Source organism: Mesorhizobium sp. CA15 (assembly GCF_020165215.1).
In the GTDB taxonomy this organism is placed as follows: Bacteria; Pseudomonadota; Alphaproteobacteria; order Rhizobiales; family Rhizobiaceae; genus Mesorhizobium.
In genome coordinates, this window is record NZ_JAIUHQ010000001.1 from 147,527 (window position 1) to 169,211 (window position 21,685).

Sequence of the window (21,685 nt, forward strand, 5' to 3'; positions counted from 1 at the left end):
GCCCTATATCCGGACAAAGGCCCGACGGGTCGCCTCGCATTGTGGAAGCCTGGCGTGGAGCACGACGACAAAGCCCGCATCCTGGTTGCCGGCAGCGGTCCGGCCGGCTTGATCGCCGCGCTCGGCCTCGCCGAGGCCGGCTTCGAAGTGACGCTGGTCGGCCCTGAGGCCAACACCGCCGACGGCCGCACCACCGCCCTCATGAACCCCGCCCTGAAAGTCCTTGAACGACTGGGCATCCTTGGCGAACTGAGGCCGCAGGCCGCGGCGCTCAAGGTGATGCGCATCGTCGATGCCACAAGGCGGCTGATCCGCAGTCCAACGGTGACCTTCCGCGCCAGCGAGATCGGCGAGGAACAATTCGGGCTCAATCTGCCGAACAAGGCCCTGATCACCATTCTTGCCAAGGCGGTTTCAGCTCATGATGGCATTCACTGGCTGAAATCCACCGTCGAGTCATGGCGCCTGGACGCCGATCGGGCCCATGCCCGGCTGGCCGACGGCAGCGAACTCTCAGCATCGCTTGCTGTCGCCGCCGACGGACGCCTGTCGCTGGCGCGGGAAGCCGCCGGCATTCGCGCCTTTGCGCGTCCCTATCCGCAGTCGGCGCTTGTGCTCAATTTCGGCCACCGCAGCGAGCACGGCTTCGTTTCAACCGAGTTCCATAGCGAGACAGGGCCGTTCACGCAGGTGCCGCTGCCCGGCAGGCGCTCGAGCCTTGTGTGGGTGGTGAGGCCGGAGACCGCGCGGGAGCTTGCCGCGCTCGACGATGCAACCTTGTCGGGGCGTATCGAGGAGCAGATGCAATCAATGCTTGGCCGGGTCTCTGTCGAGCCGGGCCGCCAGGTCTATGCTTTGTCGGCCGCCTCGCCCGGTCGCTTCGCGCAAAACCGCGTAGCCCTGGTCGGCGAGGCAGCGCATGTGTTTCCGCCGATCGGCGCGCAAGGCCTCAACCTCGGCATCAGGGACATCGACGATCTGATTGGAATCGCGAGTGAAAACAGCAATGATCCAGGATCGCGCCGAAGCCTTGCCGCCTATGACACGAGGCGCCGGCCTGACATTTGGGCGCGCAGCGGCGCCGTGAACCTGCTCAACGTGTCGCTCTTGTCCGACATGCTGCCGGCGCAGCTGGCGCGCAGCGCCGGCCTTAGTGCGCTTGGCGGCTTCGCGCCGCTGCGCGCCTTCTTCATGCGCGAGGGGCTGCGGCCGGGCAGCGGCTTTCGCGCCATTGCCGGCGGCCTAAGGAAAGAGCTCGGCCGGTAGTATTCGAAGGCCGATGATGCCGGAATTTTTTCGCTCAGGCGAAAAACTCCCGCGCGGGCTAACCCGTTGCTTCAGCCAAGAGCAAGCAGTTGGCTATTGAACTGCGGCCGCGTCTGCGCCAAATAGGCACCAGCCGAAAGTCGGGGTCGATTTTTGGTCCGGTGATGTGTAAATTCAAGGCCTTAGGCGCCTTGCGCGCAGCCACGACAGGCGCCTCGGACCCTAAGTGGTGAATGTGATGAAAACGGCCAAATTCTCGATCGGGCAAGTGGTTCGCCACAGGCTGTTTCCATTCCGCGGCGTGATCTTCGACGTCGATCCCGAATTCGCCAACACAGAGGAATGGTACGAGGCTATTCCGGCTGACGTGCGTCCGCGCAAGGACCAGCCTTTCTACCATCTTCTGGCGGAAAATTCAGAGACTGAGTACATCGCCTATGTGTCCGAGCAGAACCTGCTCGAGGACCGGTCGGGCGAGCCGGTGCGGCATCCGCAGATCGGCGAGATGTTCGACAAGCTGCCGGACGGCCGCTACGAGCCGAAGCGCCAGTCGAAGCACTGAAGCGCTAACGAACGTCGCCTAGGGTGCGGCGCGGGGCAATAAAAAAGCGGGGCATTTGCCCCGCTTTTGTTTCCGAGAAACGCGCTTGCGCGATCAGTTTGCGGTCTTGGCCTTGTCCTGCTCGTCCTTGAGCTTCTTGGCGAAGTCCTGATTGTTCTTGGCGACGAAGTCCTGCAGCTTCTTCTGCCGATCCTCGATGTCCGACTGCTGCAGCGGCGGGCCGTCATAGGCGCCGCTGAAGCCGGTGAGCGCGATCTTGATCGGATTCGGCTGGTTCTGGAAGTTGATCGAGGTGAGCGTGATGCCCTGCCCCTTCTTGAAGGAAGCGACGAGCTGGTCGCTCAGCGGCACTTCCGCCACGCAACGATCCGGGAAACAGATCACATAGTCCAGCTTCTGCGCCTTGCCGGCATCGATCTGCAGCGCAATTCCGGGAGGCACGAGGCGGCCGGTCGGCACCGTGACCTGGAAGACCTTGCGGTTCACCTTGCCCTTGAGCTCGATCAGGCTGACGCCGGTGACGAGCTGGCCGTTGCCGGCCGTGACGATGTTCTGCACATTGCAAATGTCAACGTCTTCCTGCTTGGTGCAGGCCTTGAACCAGCCCTGCGGGATCTGCGGCTGCTGTTGGGCCGAGGCGGTGAAAAGCCCGGCGCCCAGAACGCCGACCACGCCTGCGGCCAGCACCGAAAGGCGGTACGCGTTGATCGTCATATGGTGCACTTTCCTCTCAAATGATCCCGGGGACCGGCTTCTTCGTGCCGTGTGGTCCAGCTACCTGTTGCCCAAATGAGGCAACAGGATGACTTCGGAGCGCGTGTTACACTGCCAGCGACATCGAATCCAGCCCGGTTTCCGCGATTTCTTCGCGGTTCGATGTCCAGGGCAAGCATCGATCGGCGCTGGAGCGGCGGAACCCGATTCCCATTGGCGCGCCGATTCAATCGGATAGCGAAATGCTCTAGGGTGCATGGCGAATCACAAAGCCGTCCGGCAAGGAGACGGTCATGGACCGCGTTCTCGTCCGGCTGATCGCCGCGACCTCGTTTCTAGCTCTTTCGCTCCTTCCGGCACAGTCGGAGCCGAAGCACGGCTTAGCCATGCAAGGCGAGCCGGCGCTGCCGCCCGATTATCAGCATTTCGACTACGTCAATCCGGTCGCGCCGAAAGGCGGCAGCGTCACTTATTGCGTCGTCGGCTCCTTCGACAACCTCAATCCCTTTATCCTGAAAAGCCTGCGCACCACGGCGCGCGGGATGATCGATACGGTTTACGGCAATCTCGTCTTCGAGCCGCTGATGCAGCGAAACTATGACGAGCCCTTCAGCCTCTACGGGCTGCTTGCCGATAGCGCCGATATGGACCCGGAGCGAAAGAGCATCGAGTTCCATCTGAACCCCAATGCAAAATGGTCGGACGGCCAGCCGGTGACGCCGGAGGACGTGCTGTTCACCTACGACGTCTTCGCCGCGAAGGGCCGCCCGCCCTACAGCGACCGAATGAGCATGATCGCCAAGCTGGAGAAGACCGGCGAGCACAGCGTGAAGTTCACCTTCAACGACAAGGCCAATCGCGAATTCCCGCTGATCGTCGCGCTGACGCCGATCGTCCCCAAGCACGCCTTCGACAAGGACACGTTCGACAAGACCACGCTGAAGCCGCTGATCGGCAGCGGCCCCTACACCGTGGACAAGGTGTTGCCGGGGCAGCGTATCGTCTTCAAGCGGAATCCGGATTACTGGGGCAAAGACATTCCGTCGAAGCGCGGCTTCGACAATTTCGATCAGGTCACGATCGAGTATTTTCTCAACGCCAACGCCAAGACGGAAGCATTCAAGAAAGGAATTTGCGCTCTCGATGACGAGACCGATCCGGTCAAGCGTGAGCGCGACATCGACTTTCCAGCCTTCCGAAAGGGTGATGTGAAGGAAGAATATTTCACCACCGGCATTCCCCCGGTTGTGACCGGCTTTCTGTTCAACACCCGGCTGCCCAAATTCGCCGATCCCGTCGTCCGCCGCGCGCTCGGCATGCTCTACGATTTCGAATGGACGAACAAGAATCTGTTCGGCGGCAAGTTCAACCGCACCATGAGCTATTGGCAGAATTCCGAGCTTTCGGCGCTCGGCCACCCCGCGGGCGATCGCGAAAAGGCGCTGCTTGCGCCCTACCCCGGCCGCGTGCCGCCCGACGTGATGGACGGCACTTGGCGCCCACCCGTGACGGATGGTTCAGGCCAGGACCGCAAGGTGCTCAAAGCCGCCTTCGACTTGTTGAAGAGCGCCGGCTTCCACGTCCAGGACGGCAAGATGCTGGATCCGCAGGGAAACCGGTTCGGCTTCGAGATCCTGACCTCGTCGCAAGACGAAGAGCGGCTGGCGGCCGTCTATCAGCGCACACTGGAAAAGATCGGTATCGGCGTCGGCATCCGCACCCTCGACGGCGACCAGATCCAGTCGCGCAAGCAGCGTTTCGACTTCGAGGTTCTGATCGGGACGAGCGGCTTCAGCAATTCGCTGTCGCCCGGCAGCGAGCAGGTCGGCCGCTGGGGATCGGTCGCCGCGAAAACGGAAGGATCGTTCAACCTCGCCGGCGTCGCCGATCCGGCGATCGACGCCGCGATCGACGCGATGCTGAACGCCCGCACCAAGGAAGACTATGTCGCCGCGGTGCGCGTGCTCGACCGGCTGCTGATCTCAGGCAGCTACATGGTGCCGATGCAGTACAACACGCAGCAATGGGTCGCTTACTGGAGCTATCTGGAACATCCGCAAAAGACCCCCATATTCGGCTACCAGCTGCCGACCTGGTGGCGAAAGCCCAACTGAGGCAGGCCCGACCGGCAGAGACCAAACAGGAGACGAGCATGAGCGCCAAGAACACCATCACCGTCGATGTTGTGTCCGATGTCGTCTGCCCCTGGTGCTTCATCGGCCAGAAGCGGCTGGACAAGGCCATCGCTTCTGCAAGCGACATCGACGTGCGCGTGCGCTGGCGGCCATTCCAGCTCGATCCGACCATCCCGCCAGCCGGCATGGATCGCCGCCAATACATGCTCGGCAAGTTCGGCAGCGAGGAGCGTATCCATCAGATCCACGCGCGCATCGAGCCGCTCGGCGAAGCCGAGGGCATCAGCTTTGCCTTTGGCGCCATCAAGGTCGCGCCGAACACCCTCGACGCGCACCGCGTCATCCGCTGGGCGGGCGCAGCCGGCGAGGACGTGCAGAACCGGCTGGTGCGCCGCCTCTTCCAGCTGAATTTCGAGGAAGGTGTGAACATCGGCGACCATGCCGTGTTGGTTACGGCCGCCGGCGAGGCCGGCATGGATGCGTCGGTGGTCGAGACGCTGCTGCCGACCGACGCCGACGTTGAGGCCGTCCGCAACGAGATCGCCACCGCTTCGCGCATGGGCATCACCGGCGTGCCCTGCTTCCTGCTCGAAGGCAAATATGCCGTGATGGGCGCGCAGGATGCCGACACGCTTGCCGACGCCATCCGCCAGGTGGCCCAGGCCAAGGCGCGCGGCGAGCTCGAAACCGCGAACTGAATGTTCCGTCAGCGCGATCCGTAGCCGCCGACCTGACCGCCGCGCGCTTTCCTGAAAATTGTCCTCCTGTTTTCGCGGTCGCTTTGGCTTTGCTCAGGAAGAAGCTGTTGCCGTAGCCAAGCTTGGTCAGCTCGCCGCAACAGCCCTGATCGCCGGGAGGCCATGTCCGTTTCGGCAGCGGCGAGATCGTCTTCGACAGATACGACGCTGCCAGCAAGACCATTTCCGGCCATTTCAGCGCCTCCGGAAAGGACGAATCGGGTAAACCCTGAGTAGCTCACGGGCGGCAAATTTTCGGTCATTCCGGTCACCGCCATTAGCCATCGCGGCCTGCGGACACTTTTTTTCCTTCACAAACCCGTGTTTTCCACTTCCCTTAGGGAAGGTTGCCGCCGGCTGGCAAAAACAGCTCTAGCAAACTGAAATACAAGATGAAATCGCCGCGAGTAGCGATCGCCCGGCGCAGCCTTTCTGTTGCCCTGATGCCACGGCGAGTAACCCTGTTCACATTCGTTGGCAGAAAATTAATGGAAAATGATCAATTGGTGTTACCCTGTGTAACAAAACTAAGAAAGGTTTGGGCGGGATCGTGACTGGGGTCGGTAGACCGCAACGAACAGTACCGGAGCAAACATCCAACGAGGCAAAGACCTCGTCGCTGACGCCGGTATCGTCGATGCGCACATTCTGGGGGCTGATGCGAGCCTACTGGTTCTCCGACCGGTGGAAGGAAGCCTGGACCCTCACATTCGTCATCGCGCTCCTGACGGCGTTGTCCAGCAAGGCTGGCGTCTGGTTCGCCTTGGCACTGGGCGAGTTGGGCAATTCGATCGCCTTCCTTCACGACGCCGCCAACACCCACCCGTTGCGGACCATTCTGACCAATGCCGGCATATTGGTGCTGCTGGTCGTGCTGAAGGATGCCGGCTTCACCGGCGTGCGCAATCTCGTTTCAACGACCTTGCACCGCAAATGGCGGGGCTGGCTGAACAGCCAGTTCAACCAGGCGCTGCTCGACGGCAACCATACCCATTTTCATGCGCAGCACGGCTCGGCGGCCGGCGGCATCGTCGCTCCGGACAACATCGACCAGCGCATCCAGGAATCGATCAAGGACATGACCGGCGGCGCCATCGGGCTTGCCATGGGCGTGCTGGGTGTCGCGACTTCGCTCTATTTCATCGGCGAAAACCTGATCGGGTCCTCGGTCGAGGTCAAGGGCCTGGAATTCCTCGGCGGCTACGGCACCGCGGTGCTGGCTTTCCTCGCCGTCGCCATCTACGTGCCGCTGAACACCTGGATCGCCGTTAAGCTCGGGCGGCTGCTCGAGCGGCTCAACGTGCGCATGCAGCAGGCCGAGGGCAGCTACCGCAGCGAACTGACGACATTCCTGCGCCGCAGCTTCCACGTCGCCGCCTCGCATGGCGAGGGCGTGCAAAAGTCGATGCATGACAGGCTCTATGTCGACATCGACAAGACGTGGGGGCGACTCAATATCGTCAACACCAGCTACACGTCGTTCGAGCTGATCTACAATTTCGTCGGCGCCCGAATCGTTGCCTACGCCCCGGGCCTCGTGTCGTTCATCCACAACCGTCTCGACTACAAAGGCTACATCACCGGCTCCGAAATGGTCGCCCAGTTGATCAGCCAGTGCTCGTGGTTCATCCATGTGATGCCGGCGATCGCGACGCTCAGGGCCAACAGCCAGCGCGTCACCGAGCTCGCCGACGCCATCGAGAACGTTCAGCACCCGCGCGAATTCTATCAGCAGACCGGCCGCTCCGACTTCGGCTACGCCACCCAGAACCCGGTGTTCGGCCTGACCATCCAGAAGCTCGAGCTGGCGCATCAGGGCGAGGACGCGACGCCTTTCCTCAGCGCCGCCAATCTGCGCTTCCGCCGCGGCGAATGGACCTTCCTCAAGGGCGAATCCGGCTGCGGCAAGACTTCGCTGATCAAGGCTATCAACGGCCTGTGGCCATATGGCCGCGGCACCATCGTCTTCCCGGAGGGCGTGACGAGCTTCTACGCCGCTCAGGAGGTAAAGCTGCAGCAGGTCTCGCTGAAGCAGCTCGTCTGCCTGCCGGGTTCAGAGAGCGATCACAGCGACACGCAGGTTGCCGCGGCCCTGCACAAGGCCGGCCTCGGCGACTTCATCGGGCAGCTGGCCGACGAGAGCCGCGAGGGCAAGATCTGGGACCAGGTGCTTTCGGGCGGCCAGAAGCAGAAGCTGGTGGTCGCGCGCATCATCCTGCAGCAGCCGGGACTTCTATTCCTCGACGAAGCGACCGGCGCACTCGATCCCGAAGGTAAGATCGCCTTCCACCAGGCGATCAAGGACAATTGCCCGAACGTCACCGTGATCAGCGTCATGCACGAGGCGGTGGCGCCGCGCTCGCTGTCCGGTGAGGAGTTCTACCACAGCGTGGTTTCGATTGCCGACGGCGTGGCCACCAAGAAGCCGCTTGCGCCCAGCCTGCCGCGCGAGCTCACCACCATTCTCGCCCAGCCTCGGCCGGTCGAGGAAAAGTGGCTGCGCTTCCGCCGGCTGAAGCAGAAATAGCAGTCCTACCAAGCCCTTGACCGGCGACCGTAGCCCCGCTTGGTCTGTCTTCGATCACAGTCTCGCGATCCGGCCTGCCCGCGTCCCTTTTCGGCGCCCTTCGCGATTGACTCGGCAAAAACCGCTCCTATGTTGCGCCCGCTCGCCAAATTCAAACTCGAACCCCGCGAGCAGAAAGGTCAACCCGCCATGCCTGGCGACAGTCACAGTCGAACGCAACCGCCGTCCGCCCTGACGTGACCTGACGGCTCACGTCCTGCCGGACGGCAAGGAGTGAGCCATGAACGAATTCGCACCCGTACTGGACGACGAAGCAGTTGCCGTCGCCCGTGTTCTTGCCAACGATCACGTCGCCGACGTCGTTGAAGCCCTCAACCACGAAACCCGCGAGACAGCCATCGAGCTTCTCTGCGCCGTGCCGTTCGAGCGGCTGGTTGAGATTTTCGACCAGCCTGAGCTCGAAGCAGCACCCGAGCTTGCCGAGGCCCTGCCGCGCCCGAAGGCGAGCAAGCTCCTGACTGCCATGTCGGTCGACCGCGCCGCCGACATCCTGCGCGAGCTGGACGAGCCGGCCCGCTCGGAGTTGCTCGGCGCCTTGGCGCCGCCGCTGCGCGCGACGCTGCTGTCCATTCTGGGATATCCGGAAGGCAGCGCCGCCTCGATCATGACGACGGAATTCGTCAGCGTGCCTTCCGACTGGACCGTTGGGCGCACGCTCGACTACATCCGCAAGGTCGAGCGCAGCCGCGAAACCATCTACGCCATCTACATCGTTGACCCGGAGACGCATCTTTTACTGCGGGCGACCGGATTGCGCCGGCTGATCACCGGCAATCCGGAGGATTCGATCCTGTCGGTGGCGCCCGATCGCATGCCGGTGACGGTAACGCCGCTCACCGATCGCGAGACCCTGGCGCAGACAATCTCCAAATACGACCTGCTCGCCTTGCCGGTCGTCGACCACGGCAAGCTCCTCGGCATCGTCACCATCGACGACATCATCGACACGATGATCGAGGAGACGACCGAGGATGTGCACCGTTTCGGCGGCATGGAGGCGCTGGACGAGCCCTATATGAAGATGAGCTTCCTCGCCATGATCCAGAAGCGGGCCGGCTGGCTTTGCGCGCTGTTCCTCAGCGAGATGCTGACGGCCAACGCCATGCAGAGCTACGAAGGCGAGCTGGAGAAGGCGATCGTGCTGACGCTGTTTATCCCGCTGATCATGAGCTCCGGCGGCAACTCCGGCTCGCAGGCGACCTCGCTCGTCATTCGCGCGCTGGCGTTGCGCGAGATCGGGCTGCGCGACTGGTGGCGAGTGGCCTTGCGCGAGCTGCCGACCGGTCTGGTGCTCGGCTCGATCCTCGGCATCGTCGGCATCTGCCGCATCGCGCTCTGGCAGTATTTCGGCTTCTACGACTACGGCCCGCACTGGATGCTGATCGCGGCGACGGTAGGAGCGGCGCTCGTCGGCATCGTCACCTTCGGCTCGCTGTCGGGATCGATGCTGCCCTTCGCGCTGAAGCGCATCGGCTTCGACCCGGCGAGCGCTTCGGCGCCGTTCGTCGCCACGCTGGTCGATGTCACCGGGCTGGTCATCTACTTCTCCGTGGCGCTTATGATCCTGCGCGGCACGCTTTTGTAGAAGCGTCTTGACGGTCACCGGCATCGCCGGCGGCCGTCGCATCCCACGATCCGGTCAGACCCGTTCGCCGTTCTTCACGCGATAGGTCGGCTTGTACATCGTCACCAGCTCCTCGGCCGCGGTCGGATGCACGGCCATGGTGCGGTCGAAGTCCTCCTTGGTCAGGCCAGCCTTCAGCGGAATGCCGAGAAGCTGCGCCATCTCGCCGGCATCGGGGCCCAGAATATGGGCGCCGATCACCTTCCTGGATGCGCCGTCGACCACCAGCTTGATCAGCATCTTCTCGTCGCGGCCGGACAGCGTGTGGCGCATCGGACGGAAGGATGCGCGGTAGATCTCGACATCCGCATAGCGCTCGATTGCGTCGTCTTCCGACAGGCCGACAGTGCCGATTTCCGGCTGCGAGAATACAGCCGTCGGAATGGTGTCGTGGTCCGGCGCTGTCGGGTTGTCCTTGAAGGCCGTCTCGACGAAGCACATCGCCTCGTGGATCGCCACCGGCGTGAGTTGCACGCGATGCGTGACGTCGCCGATCGCCCAGATGTTGTCGACATTGGTGCGCGAATATTTGTCCACGACGATCGCGCCCGTCTTGCTGAGTTCGACGCCGACGCCTTCCAGGCCCATATTCTCGGTATTGGGGAGACGTCCGATCGCCAGCATCACCTGATCGACCGTCAGCGTTTGGCCGGAAGACAGCAGCACGTCCAGCTTGCCCTCCGGTGTCTTGCGCACCGATTCCGAAACCGCGTGGCAAAGAATCCTGATGCCTTTCCTCTCCATTGTCTCGTGCAGCGAGCGGCGCAGATCCATGTCGAAGCGGCTCAGAATCTCCTGGCCGCGATAGACCAGCGTGGTGTCGACGCCCAGGCCGTGGAAGATGTTGGCGAATTCGACGGCGATGTAGCCGCCGCCCTCGATCATGATCGCCTTCGGAAGCTCCTTGAGATCGAAGGCCTCGTTGGAGAAGATGCAATATTCATGGCCTGGCAGCGCCGGATGCGGCGCCGGACGCCCGCCGGTGGCGATCAGGATCTGATCGGCGCTGACCGTGCGGTCCTCGGCAACCAGATAGATGCTGTGCGTGTCGACGAGCACTGCGCGTGAATGAAAGGTCTCGCCGCCGGAGCCTTCGACATTCTTCTTGTAGATCGCTTCGAGCCGCGCGATCTCCTTGTCCTTGTTGGCGACCAGCGTCGGCCAGTCGAAGCTCGCCTCGGGCACCGTCCAGCCATAGCCGGCGGCATCGGCGAAATGCTCGGGAAATTGCGAAGCATAGACATAGAGCTTCTTCGGCACGCAGCCGCGAATGACGCAGGTGCCGCCGAAGCGGTATTCCTCAGCGATGGCCACGCGCTTGCCGAGAGCCGCCGCCACCCGGGCCGCCCTTACCCCGCCGGAGCCGCCGCCGATGACGAACAAATCATAGTCATAAGCGGCCATCGCTTGGGCTCCTGCGGATAAGAAAGACGGGGATCAGAGGTAGGCTGCCAAGCGGCAAAAGAAAAGCCCGGGCAAACCCGGGCTTTGTGGTCCAGCCGCTGTCGGCGGATTGACAGCGATCAGTTCTGCGAATCGTCAGCCGGAGCCGAATTGTCCGCCGGAGCGGAACCATCGGCAGGTGCGGCGGTGGCCGGCGCCGGAGCTGCCGGCGCCTTGGCCTTGGCGGCAGCCGCAAGCGTCTCACCGACCTGCTGGGCGAGATCGCGGGCAACGCCATTTTGCCAGATGTCGGCAGCCTTGACGAGGTCGCGCGTCACCGCGGGGCCGCTATCCAGCAGCTTCTTGCCGGCCTCGGAGCTGTAGAAGGCGGCGATATCGTTGAGGTCCTTCTCGGAGAACACCTTGGCATAGGCCATGGCCGCCTCCTTTTCCAGGTCGGCGCGCCGCGAGGCCATGCCAAGCGCCTTCTCGGTCACGGTCTTGCCGATCAGTTCCTGCATGTCGGGGTTTTTCTGGATGAGCTGCGACTCCAGCGCGCCGGCCGCCTGCGGCAGGATGTTGTCGAACGAGTCCGTGGCATGGATCGCCGCGACAGCCGCGCGCGCGGCCTTCAGATGCGATTCGCTGATGTCCTGAGCAAACACCGGTGACGACAGCGCAAGGACGGCCGAGGCCGCCAGAAGCGTCGAAAAGCGGCGAACTCGTTTAGGCAAAATCATAGTCGGTAGAACTCCCTGGTTTCAGGCTGCATGGACGGTTTCGATACCGTCGCCGCCGGCGATGATGGCCGTTGACGCCAGCCCGATGAATAGACCGTGCTCGACAACGCCTGGAACGGCGAAGAGAGCATTCGACAGCGCTCTTGTATCCGGAATGCGGCCAAAAGATGCATCGAGGATAAAGTGGCCGCCGTCTGTAACAAATGGCTGGCTTCCCGTCATCCTCAATGTAACCGGGCCGGAAAGGCCTAGCCCTGCCGCGGCGGCGCGTACCGCGATCTCGGTGGCGCGCAGGCCGAATTTGTTGACCTCGATCGGGAGCGGGAACCGGCCGAGGGTTCCGACCATCTTGGATTTGTCGGCAATCACGATCATGCGCTCGGACGCCGCCGCGACGATCTTCTCGCGCAGCAGCGCGCCGCCGCCGCCCTTGATCAGGGTCAGCTCCGGGTCGACCTCGTCGGCGCCGTCGATGGTGAGGTCGAGCTCGGGTGTTTCTTCCAGTGTAGACAGCGGCACGCCGAGCTCGCGGCAGAGCGCTGCGGTGCGCTCGGAAGTCGGCACGCCAATGACCTTGAGGCCGGTCGCAACCTTCTCGGCCAGCAGCCGCACGAATTCTTCCGCCGTGGTGCCGGTGCCGATGCCAAGCCGCATGCCGCTGCCGACATGGGCGAGCGCTGCCCGCGCGGCCTCGACCTTCAACTGCCTTGCATCCATGGGGAGCCCCGATTTCGCCGGTTTCGCGCGCCTCCTAGCATTTTTGCCTGTCCCGTCAAAGGCTCGCCCTCAAAGGCTCTGTGGACCGATCGAGGCTTCTTGCTTGAACTTGGGCCAGCCTGTATCGGCTGCGGCAACGCAATTGCCGCAGGACCCACCCATGACCCGCCCGATCATCGTCTTCGACCTGGATGGAACGCTGATCGACACCGCGCCCGACCTGCTCGACAGCCTCAACCACAGCCTGGCGGCGAGCGACCTCGCAGCTGTCGACGAAGCCGGCTTCAGACGCTTCGTCGGCCATGGCGGCCGCGTGATGATCGAACGCGCGCATGCCGCGCAGAACAAGGCGCTGATGGCGGAAGAGCACGACCGGCTGCTGAAGCTGTTCCTCGACCATTACACATTGAACATTCCCGGCAAGTCGCGCCCCTACCCCGGCGTCGTCGCCGCACTCGACCGTTTCCAGGCCGCCGGCTATCTGATGGCGGTCTGCACCAACAAATACGAAGCAAATTCCGCGACGCTGATCGGCGCGCTGGGCTTGTCGAACTACTTTGCCGCGATCTGCGGCCAGGACACTTTCGCCTTCCGCAAACCCGATCCGCGCCATCTCACCGAGACGATCCGGCTGGCGGGCGGCGATGCGGAGAACGCCTTGATGATCGGCGATTCGCAGACCGACATCGACACCGCCAAGGCAGCCGGCATTCCGGTGGTCGCGGTCGATTTCGGCTACACCGACCGCCATGTGCGCGAATTCGAGCCAACTCTGGTGATCTCGCATTTCGACACGCTGACGCCGCAACTGGCCGAGCGGTTGATCGCGGCGGCACGCTGAGCGGGACTCGGATCGGACGGCTGACAAACCGGAAACTGGTCCGAGCGAGAAGCTTGGCACATCGCCTTGACTTCGCGCACCCGCCTCCCTTATATCGCGGCTCGCTTCGGTCTTCGGGCCTAAGGCGGGCGATTAGCTCAGCGGGAGAGCACACCCTTCACACGGGTGGGGTCGCAGGTTCAATCCCTGCATCGCCCACCATTTCCCTTGGTTTTCCACAGTTCTTATGACGACCTCCGCGCAAATGCGCGTAGGGAATGGAGCTTATGCGGCTCGAATTGGGCACAGTCGGTTTCGGGGGATGCCGCCCGGTGCCGTCCGAGCGCATCAAGACGAGATTGCGGGGAAACGTCAGCGACATGGGGGATATCGCTATCTCGCGCCGTGAATTCGTACCTGGCCTCGAAGCAGCTCGCGGCGTCGCCGCGCTGATGGTCGCGCTCTTTCATTGCGGTCAGGCGACATATTATGATGCGACGCGGCAAGCGGTCTCTTTGGTGCAGGGCTCGTATCGAAGCCAAAGCTACCTTGATGCGGCTTTCCGCATAGCCGGGAACGGCCACGGCGCGGTCGTATTTTTCTTTGTCCTGAGCGGCTTCGTTCTCATGATGATGCTCGGTCGGCAGACGGATGACCTCAAGGCCAGCGCCGGCCCATTTTTCATAGGACGCGTTCTGCGCATCTACCCCGCCATCTTTTCAACCATCGCGATCTTCGTCGGACTGTTTCTGCTGACCGGCATGTCGCTTGGGCCGGCCGAGGGCTATACGACCAGGAATGTGATGGCCAATGCGCTGTTGCTACGTACCGACATCAACGGCGTGATGTGGTCGCTCCAAACCGAAATGATCGCGGCCCCACTGATTTTTTTGCTCTATTGGTCCTGGCGGCGATGGGGCGCTGTCGCTCTGGTTCTGCCCGCCCTCATCTTGCTCGGCCTGTCATTCAGCGGGCAGTGGTCTGGAACGCCCGGAAAGGGCGTTTCGTTAGGGAACCTCTACTCCTTCGTGTCCGGAATGATCGCTTGTGCCTATGGAAGGAAGATAGTCGCTCGCCTTGCTCGTCCGGCCCTGTCGCTCGCCCTCGCGGTCGCCGGGTTCGCACTCTCGCGCCCCTTGCTTGGATGGTGGTCCAACTGGTCCGTGATTTTCGAGACGGCTTTCGCGGGTTTTATCTCGGCGTTGATCGCCTATGGCGTTCCGTTGCGGAAAGGTCGTCTGATGGCTGTGGCCAGGTATTTCGGCCGCATCTCTTTCAGCTTCTACTTGTTGCACCCATTGGCGCTGATCGCTCTTTGGAACATGCCTGAGCTACTCGCAAAGGCCGTCAATGCAGGAGTTTCTCCTATCACACTGGCACTCGCCTCGTTTGCCTTTTCGGTCCTCGTCATCACTCCGCTGGCTCACATGCAGCATACGGCAGTCGAACGTCCAGGCGTTCGATTGGGCCACGCAATGGCATGGCGCCTCCGCTCGAAGCTTCAGCCCGCCGCCGTCCAGCGTGGGTGAACACAGAAGGTCTCAGATTCAATCCACGCACCGTCTATTCGACCTGCTTGGATGGCCCGACAACCGGATTCTAGATCAGCCCTCTGCGCACATTCATATGCGTCACCGCTGTCACCAATACGGCGCCGGTCATGAAATAGAGCGTGGCGATGATGTGTCCTTGATGGAAATGCAGCCCGGCAAACAGCAGGGCCGTGACCACGGCAAGGAAGGCGATGACGCGCGAGAATTGATCGGGCATGGGGCGACCTTGTGCAATGTGTTGAGTGGCCGCCCTCATTCAGCCGCTCGCTCCATAGAGCGGTTTTCGATTTTTCGCAATCGGCCTTGAAGCCGGACTGATTGGCGCCTGCCCCGCGGCGGCGTTCCGGTGGTCCTAAACCAGATCCACTTCCACCCACAGTCCGCCCGGCCCGCGTGCCGCATCGCGTGGCGCGCTGCGCACCGCCTGGACCGAGCCGGACGGCGCGGCAAAGGCCGGCTTTCCGTTCTTGTCCGCCAGCCATGGATCATCGGCGCGGATGACGCGGCCCTTGGTCTTCGTCTCGAGCGCGGTCAGGATGCCGTCATAGGGCATCTCGCCCCAGTGCACTTTCAGCGCATCGACCTTGTTGGTCGGGATGAAGGCCGACAGATCAGAGCTCGTCAGCAGATCGAAACCCTGTTTCTGCGGCGTGGCGTTCTGGCTGCCGTGATGCGCGACCTTGAGATAGACGGTGCGCGCCAGAAGATCGGCCGGTGTGACGGTGCCCTGCCCGACCGGCCATTTCAGGTCCTTCCAGCTTAGCCAATTGCCGATCTGGGCGTCGCCGGGGAACAGCAACACCCGGCCGCTGTCGATGAATTCGAAGGCGAGCACCAGGCTGGTGTTGTTGACGCCGCGATCGAGCTGCATGGCGAGATCGGCGGCGATCCCCATCCAGTCGGCGTCGATGCGCCGCCAGGACTGGTCGCGGTCTTCCATGGATGCCGCGGCCGAAACCGGCCCGGAATAATGCTTGCGCACATAGGCGGCGATATCGATGGCCGGGTCGCTGCCCTTATCGCCAGTGAGGGCCGCGGAAAGCGGCGTGCCGACATTGCGCTCGAACGGACTGAGCTCGTCGACGTAACCGGCATCGGCCGCCTCGTTGATCTTGAGGCCGCTCGCCAGCGCCCGCGCGTACGGACCGCCGCTGGCCAGCGGAAACATCTCGCTCGCCTTTTCCTCCAGCCGAAGCGCCGCCTTGTCGCGCGGCGGACCGAGCACATAGACGCGCAGGTTCGGCAATGCGTCGATCGTCACAGGGGGTCCGCCAGGCTCGAAATAGGTCGGCGACGGTTTTTGCGACAGTTTTGCCGCCGCGTCGCGGGCCGAGCGCACCCGCTCGCCTGCGGCGCCGAACTGGAAGCCGAGCACGGACTGCAGGCCATCGCGCACCCCGGCCATGTAAGAACTGAGCCCCTGCATCCCGTCGAGCTTCTGGCCCACGCCTTGCAAGGCCGCCAGCGCCTGGCCCTTGAACTTGTCGAGCTCCGCGGCCTCCGCGTCGGCAGGATTTTCGGTCCAGGCCATCCAGACGTCGCCGACGACAAAATCCTTGAAAAGGTCCTTGGCGGTCAGGAAGCCGGAGACATGATCCCAGTGTTCGTGGGTGACGACGAGGATGTCGATCTTGCCGCCGGTCTCCTTCTTGAGGTCGGCGACGATGTCGGAGACCAGCGCCGAGCCACTCTTGATCGAGACATGAATGCCGCAATCGATGAGAATGCGGAACGGCTTGCCGTCCGGCTTCTTGAACGTCAGCAAGTGGCAGTCGCCGATGCCTTGGCAGTAGTGCCTGACAGTAATGCCCGATGCCGGCGTTGCCGCGGGAGCCGTTTTTGCCGGCCTTGTCCTCGTCGCCGGCTTTCTAGACATGGTCGTCGTCTCCTTCGCTGGCATGCAACAACGCAAAAGGCTCCGATACTTCGCCGCCGAAATAGAGCGCTCGCAGCGGCGAGAGATAGTTGGCCGCCATCGTCCCGGCCTGACGCTTCTGCCGGTCCGCGCTGCCGGTGTTCTTGATGATCGAGTAGCGGATTTCCTCGAAGCCATCGCGCGGATCAATGATGATCGTGGCGCCGCCGCGGAACCAGAAGAAGCCGTCGCCCTTGACCATGCCGTGGGGCATCGCCGTGCCGTCTAGCGCAATCGGAATGCGCTGCTGGATCACGGCCACCACCTCGACGCGGAAGGAGCCATCCGGCTCGACGCGGCGCGTCGGGCGCACGCTGTAGATGTCGAAGGTCGTCTCGCCTTTCTTCGGCGCATGCATGACCGTGCCGTCCTCATTGTAGCGCGGCAGGTCGGGCAGCAGGCCGAACTGCTTGTAGAGATCCGGATCGGAGGCGAAGGCCTTGTGCATCGCCTTCCACAGCGCATAGCGGTTCTTGTCGTTGAGCGCGAAGATCTCGGCCCGCTTCAATTTCTGGTTCCAGCCGAGGTCGATCTTGCCGAGCAGGCCCTTCAGCCAGACCGGCGACGGATCCTCCGGCGCGCTCCAGGCCAGCGTCTCCTCCGAGATGGTGCGAACGTCGCGCGGCAACAGCTTCCACTTGCGGAACGATTCCAGGAAGGCCAGGCGATAGTGGAGCGGATCGTCGGGATAGGCGTCGCGGTCGGCAGTGATAAGGGCGCGCAGATATTCGCCGAAGGTGATGTCGACAGAAGGGCAATAGTCGAGCGCGCGGATGCACATGGTCAGCATCTGCGTGGCGGTCTTGGCGACCTCGTCGGTGAGGCGCTCGACCAGGCTCGGATCCAAGGTGCCCGCCGGCAGGATGCCGGAGCCGCCGGTGGCAAGCTGGATCAGGTCGTCGGTCCGTCGGTCGGCGATGGCAAGAAAGGCCTGGTAGACAGCGAAAACCAGGATCGAGCCACGATCATGCGCCTCAAAGGTCTTGTCGTAGTCGAGGTCGGCCATGCCGGCGCCGCCATATTCGCGCAACGGCCCAGCCCGGCCGCTGCCTTCGCCGAACTGCTTGGCGATACCGGAAAGCAGCGAGGCGGCCGACAATTCCCCCCTCGCCTTGCCGATCTCGAAGCCGACCAGTTCCTTCAGCGTGAAATGCTGGAACAGCGCGACGATATCGGCAAAGGCCTCGTGGAAGGCCGGCACATCCGGGTTGGACGCTTCCTGGAAGCGACGATGCAGCCCGTCGAGCAGCGCATGCGACATCTCATGCGCGACGATGTCGCTGGACAAGCACGAGAACACCGTCGTTCCGGGTGTGGTGACGTCGCCCTGATTGCTGGTCGCCGGGAAATAGCCGAACAGCAGCGCCTTCTTTTCCGGGCTGTAATAAGCATTCTCGGCGCGCAACGCATGCGGATAAATGCGCAGGCGCGGCACGTAATGCGCCTTCACCGTCATATCGCCGGTGCGGCCGGGAGCCGCTGCGTAATGCGGCGCCCACAACGCCCGACGGCCGAGAGCGCGCTCGAAATGGCCGATCGTGGTCATGGCCACCGCGTAGACCATCTGCTGGTGGAATTTCGGATTGCCCTCCGAAGGCGGCAGGCCGTCCTGCGCCAGCAGCACCTTGTCGTTGAGGTCGACCGGATCGTAGACGCGGTCGGACGCGGGGTCGACATCGACCACCTCGAGATATTCGCCGATCGGACCGGGCAGCAACGGCCTGTCGGTCGCAGGCTCGTCGTCCCACGGCACCGAAAGCGTCGCCTGGTAGACCGAAACCGAATCCAGCCGTTTCGCCACCGACGGGTCGAGCGCGTAGATGCGCAGGCGCCGTTGCGGCGGCGGCAGCGGCCGCGGCTTGCGCCTAATGGCCGGTGCCGGGCCCATGACTGGCGCCGGAACCGCTACGCTGGCGCCTGGCCGGCCCAGCCATCCTTCCAGAAAGGCCTTCAACGGCTTCGACGGATTGCCCTGGTCGAGCGCCGCCTCCAGGTAGCGGTTGCGCGCCGCGGCCGAAACCTTGTCCGGATCGCCATCCGGGTCGGCGATCGCCTGGTCGACTGCCGCCGTGGTTTGCGCCATCTGCATCAGTTCCAGCGCGAACATCGTTCGCTGCCGAAGCGTCGCCGGTGGTGGCGCCGCCAACGAATTCCCTCCGGTCAAAAGGTCCAGCCAGCTCCACGTATAGGTGGCTCGAGCGAGCTTGGTCAGGCTGTTTGCCGCCGGCGGAGGGAAGCCCAGCGCATCGAAGGCCCGCAAGACGCCCTGCCCGATCTTCTCCTTCGTCTCCGCCGCATTCATCTTGGCCGTCGACTTCAAGGCTTTCGCGAACAAGGCCTTGCGTACGGCTTCGACACGCATCCAGGGCTGAGGGTAATTCTTCACCACGTCCCAGTGCTCGGCGAGCCAGAGAGCGGCCGCGGCCGCGACCTGCGGGGTCGCGGCGGAGGTGCCGCTGCCGTCCATATCGACCACCTTGCGACAATCGATCTCGGCCCAGGGCACGTTCGGCGTGTAGGCGCCAAGCGCCGTATCCATCTTCGAAGGCGGCCCGTAATTGCCCTGCATGGTGCCGAAGGAGAGTCCGGCATAGGCGCGCCCGTCGCCCATCACGCCGCAGGCCGCAAGCACCCGATTGTAGCGCGCGGGATAGACGATGCTGCGCGGCGTGATGGTGAAATTGTTGCCGGCCGCCGTGACCATGACCACACCGTGGTCGTAGGCAAGGTTGACGGCGTCGACCAGCGCCTGCGAGGCGAGGCCGCCCATGCTCATCGACAACACCTGCGCTCCATGCTTGCGCGCATAGTCGATGCCTTGCACCATGGTGCCGGTGGTCAGCCGCACCACCCAGTCGGCGATGCGCACCGGCAGGATTTTCGCCAGTGGCGCACCGCCGACGAAATCGTTGAAGCCCGGCCAGTGCGGCGAGGAGCCGTCGAGCTTGTTGCCGGCAAGCAGGCTGAGCGTGCCGGTTCCATGGCCACGATTGCTGGTCAGCGTGCCGGCCGGAGCGTGGTCGGTCGCGTTGTTCGGACCCGTCCCGTCGTCGATGAAATTGCGCTGCTGCGCTGTAAGAAGCGCGGCGGGAATGGTCTGATGGCCTGGATCGAAACCGGTATCGAGATGGGCGATGGTGATGGTGGCCTGCTTGGCGCCCACCTTCTCGCGCGCCGCCGCGAACTGGCTGAAGTCCGGCGCGGCATTCCAGGCGATGCGCCCCGCGACCACCGCCTGTCCGCCCTGCGGGTCCTGATCGTCGAATGCACAGACCGGAGCTGCGCTTGCCGCCATGCCGCGATCGCCGCCGCTGTCCTTGTAATCCCACTGCTGCACGATATCGGGCTCGATTGCGAGCACCTCGGCGCCCGCGGCCGCCAGCGCCGGGTTCCGGGCGACAAGATCGTGGGCATGGTCCCAGGGGTTGTCTGTGTCGGCGGCGTCCGTGGCCAACCGCAACCAGGTGGCGCCGCGATCCCCGGCCGCGGCCGTGCCGTCGCTTGCGTCGGCAGGCAGAGAGAGGATCGGCTCGGCTTCGATGCCGCCAATCCGGGGCGGGCCGCCTCGGACCGAGAGCCCCGCGACGTCGCCGCGAACCTTTACAAGGAGTCCCTTCGCGGCTGCCATGGCCTGCCCCTCCCCAAAATGAACCATGAGGCCGACCGTCACCTGCAGTCAAGACAAGGTTCCAGCCATACTTCGGTTGATCTATTTGCCGACTAGGCAATCATGCCGGTTGCAAAGCAAAGACCATACACTTCCAAAATAACCATCGGTCCGCCCGATGCGTATATCTGTGAGCGCCTTCACATACGCCGAACAGGGCTTGCGCTCAGATGTTGTAACGGCGGCATCGACGGCCCGAGCTGACTACGGCGTCCGAAGCTGCTGCCGGCTGCGATATGGATGCGGTTCTCGAGGAGAAATTTCGATCACCTAGCCATTTTCAGGTTTGCCGTCTGCGCGCATGGGCACCTCCCACCCAAGCGCGCGGATGGCGTTCCAAGATCGGCCCGCAACCGCCAGTGCGCCCGGTCTCCTTACAGTTTGCCGGCTTATCCAATTTCGGCGTGTGACGCGTGACCTGGACTGTCTGTCCGCCACCTGCCGATTTCGGTCAGCCATCACAGAAGGAGACGACGCTTTGATCGAGCACGCACTTATCCTACAATTTCCGTCTAACGAGAGGCGGAATCGTATCATGGCTACAAATGGCGCGGACGACAGGAACCTGCCGCGCCTGGCGCGCATCGACCCGCGCCACTTCGATCTGTTGTTCGGCGGCTGCAAGCTTGAGCGCTATGCCGCCGGCCAGCATTTATTCGTCCAGGAGGACGCTTCCGACCGCATCTACGGCGTGATGAGCGGAACCGTCGAGATTTCGATCTATTCGCCCGGTGGGCAAAAGCTGGTGGCCAATATCGAGCTGTTGCGCAGCCTCGTGGGCGAGATCGGAGCCCTGGATGGGCGCCCGCGCACGGCGACCGCCATCTGCCTTACGGCATGCGAGCTGGTTTCGCTGAGCCGGACACAACTCTTCGACCGCATTGAGAAAAACCCGTCTCTGGCCCGCGCGATGATCGAATTGCTATGCACGCGGCTGCGCTGGGTCAGCGGCGAGCTGGGCGACCAGGCCTTTTTCGGTATCGAGGCCAGGCTGGCAAAGCGGCTGGTGTTCCTGAGCGGCGTGATGGCAGACGCTGCCGGCTGGATTCCGATTTCGCAGTCGGAACTCGGCGAATTCCTCGGCGCGACGCGCGAATCCGTCAACAAGACGCTGAACGACTGGCGCAGCCGGCACATGATCGCCATCAAGCGCGGTGGCCTGCGCATCACCAACGCCGCCGCGCTGAACCAGATTGCCGAATCGCAGGACGACGACTGAGCAGGCTCGACGCCTTCGCTGTAGCCCGCGCGGCGCCTTCGCCATT

Annotated in this window: 17 protein-coding genes and 1 tRNA gene; 10 read left to right on the forward strand and 8 right to left on the reverse strand. The window is 63.3% G+C overall.

What is annotated here, in order from left to right:
- Positions 1-54: 54 nt before the first annotated feature.
- Together LB515_RS00805 and hspQ are read left to right on the forward strand one after the other, a co-directional pair.
- Positions 55-1,266 carry a UbiH/UbiF family hydroxylase gene (locus LB515_RS00805; protein WP_224706461.1) on the forward strand — a complete coding sequence of 404 codons (1,212 nt, stop codon included), beginning with the start codon at positions 55-57 and terminating at the stop codon, positions 1,264-1,266.
- A gap of 238 nt (positions 1,267-1,504) precedes the next feature.
- Positions 1,505-1,828: a heat shock protein HspQ gene (gene hspQ / locus LB515_RS00810; protein WP_040983419.1), complete on the forward strand. Its 324-nt coding sequence runs from the start codon at positions 1,505-1,507 to the stop codon at positions 1,826-1,828.
- Positions 1,829-1,921: 93 nt separating this feature from the next.
- Here the strand turns inward: hspQ and LB515_RS00815 are convergent, their stop codons facing one another.
- Positions 1,922-2,542, reverse strand: a complete 621-nt coding sequence (locus LB515_RS00815; protein WP_095765425.1) for an invasion associated locus B family protein — start codon at positions 2,540-2,542, stop codon at positions 1,922-1,924.
- Between the two features lie 293 nt (positions 2,543-2,835).
- Here LB515_RS00815 and LB515_RS00820 point away from each other — a divergent pair, with 293 nt between their 5' ends.
- Both LB515_RS00820 and LB515_RS00825 read left to right on the forward strand, forming a co-directional pair.
- Positions 2,836-4,656, forward strand: coding sequence for an extracellular solute-binding protein (locus LB515_RS00820; protein WP_224706462.1), 1,821 nt, complete (start codon positions 2,836-2,838; stop codon positions 4,654-4,656).
- 38 nt (positions 4,657-4,694) lie between these two features.
- The gene (locus LB515_RS00825) at positions 4,695-5,375 is read left to right on the forward strand and encodes a DsbA family oxidoreductase (RefSeq protein WP_140843327.1); all 681 of its coding nucleotides are present in this window, start codon (positions 4,695-4,697) and stop codon (positions 5,373-5,375) included.
- Positions 5,376-5,383: 8 nt separating this feature from the next.
- Here LB515_RS00825 and LB515_RS00830 read toward each other — a convergent pair whose 3' ends face one another.
- On the reverse strand, positions 5,384-5,692 hold the full coding sequence (locus LB515_RS00830) for a hypothetical protein (RefSeq protein WP_224706463.1): 309 nt from the start codon (positions 5,690-5,692) through the stop codon (positions 5,384-5,386).
- A gap of 359 nt (positions 5,693-6,051) precedes the next feature.
- Between LB515_RS00830 and LB515_RS00835 the strand changes: the two genes are divergently transcribed.
- Together LB515_RS00835 and mgtE are read left to right on the forward strand one after the other, a co-directional pair.
- A complete protein-coding gene (locus LB515_RS00835; RefSeq protein WP_224706464.1) occupies positions 6,052-7,941 on the forward strand; it encodes an ABC transporter ATP-binding protein/permease in 1,890 nt (629 codons plus the stop codon).
- Positions 7,942-8,221: 280 nt separating this feature from the next.
- Positions 8,222-9,586: a magnesium transporter gene (mgtE, locus tag LB515_RS00840; protein ID WP_224628268.1), complete on the forward strand. Its 1,365-nt coding sequence runs from the start codon at positions 8,222-8,224 to the stop codon at positions 9,584-9,586.
- Between the two features lie 54 nt (positions 9,587-9,640).
- Here the strand turns inward: mgtE and gor are convergent, their stop codons facing one another.
- The 3 genes from gor to rpiA all read right to left on the reverse strand — a co-directional run bounded on the left by gor (position 9,641) and on the right by rpiA (position 12,465).
- Positions 9,641-11,029 carry a glutathione-disulfide reductase gene (gene gor / locus LB515_RS00845; RefSeq protein WP_224706465.1) on the reverse strand — a complete coding sequence of 463 codons (1,389 nt, stop codon included), beginning with the start codon at positions 11,027-11,029 and terminating at the stop codon, positions 9,641-9,643.
- Between the two features lie 119 nt (positions 11,030-11,148).
- The gene (locus tag LB515_RS00850; RefSeq protein ID WP_224634109.1) at positions 11,149-11,748 is read right to left on the reverse strand and encodes a DUF2059 domain-containing protein; all 600 of its coding nucleotides are present in this window, start codon (positions 11,746-11,748) and stop codon (positions 11,149-11,151) included.
- Positions 11,749-11,769: 21 nt separating this feature from the next.
- Positions 11,770-12,465 (reverse strand): ribose-5-phosphate isomerase RpiA, encoded by a 696-nt coding sequence (gene rpiA / locus LB515_RS00855; RefSeq protein WP_095765419.1) that lies wholly within the window; start codon positions 12,463-12,465, stop codon positions 11,770-11,772.
- 160 nt (positions 12,466-12,625) lie between these two features.
- Here rpiA and LB515_RS00860 point away from each other — a divergent pair, with 160 nt between their 5' ends.
- The 3 genes from LB515_RS00860 to LB515_RS00870 all read left to right on the forward strand — a co-directional run bounded on the left by LB515_RS00860 (position 12,626) and on the right by LB515_RS00870 (position 14,814).
- Positions 12,626-13,306 (forward strand): phosphoglycolate phosphatase, encoded by a 681-nt coding sequence (locus tag LB515_RS00860; protein WP_224532291.1) that lies wholly within the window; start codon positions 12,626-12,628, stop codon positions 13,304-13,306.
- Between the two features lie 126 nt (positions 13,307-13,432).
- Positions 13,433-13,507, forward strand: a tRNA-Val gene (locus LB515_RS00865).
- 65 nt (positions 13,508-13,572) lie between these two features.
- A complete protein-coding gene (locus LB515_RS00870; protein WP_224706466.1) occupies positions 13,573-14,814 on the forward strand; it encodes an acyltransferase family protein in 1,242 nt (413 codons plus the stop codon).
- Between the two features lie 70 nt (positions 14,815-14,884).
- Here LB515_RS00870 and LB515_RS00875 read toward each other — a convergent pair whose 3' ends face one another.
- The 3 genes from LB515_RS00875 to LB515_RS00885 form a co-directional block, all read right to left on the reverse strand.
- Positions 14,885-15,055, reverse strand: coding sequence for a hypothetical protein (locus tag LB515_RS00875; protein ID WP_224532243.1), 171 nt, complete (start codon positions 15,053-15,055; stop codon positions 14,885-14,887).
- A 135-nt stretch (positions 15,056-15,190) separates the two neighbouring features.
- Positions 15,191-16,714, reverse strand: coding sequence for an MBL fold metallo-hydrolase (locus tag LB515_RS00880; RefSeq protein ID WP_224706467.1), 1,524 nt, complete (start codon positions 16,712-16,714; stop codon positions 15,191-15,193).
- Entirely contained in the window at positions 16,707-20,381 is a 3,675-nt protein-coding gene (locus LB515_RS00885; protein WP_224706468.1) for a S8 family serine peptidase, read from the reverse strand. The genes LB515_RS00880 and LB515_RS00885 overlap by 8 nt, the downstream gene beginning before the upstream one ends.
- A gap of 574 nt (positions 20,382-20,955) precedes the next feature.
- On the opposite strand from LB515_RS00885, the gene LB515_RS00890 reads away from it, so the two are divergent.
- Positions 20,956-21,639 (forward strand): Crp/Fnr family transcriptional regulator, encoded by a 684-nt coding sequence (locus LB515_RS00890; protein WP_224706753.1) that lies wholly within the window; start codon positions 20,956-20,958, stop codon positions 21,637-21,639.
- The last annotated feature ends 46 nt before the right edge of the window (positions 21,640-21,685 follow it).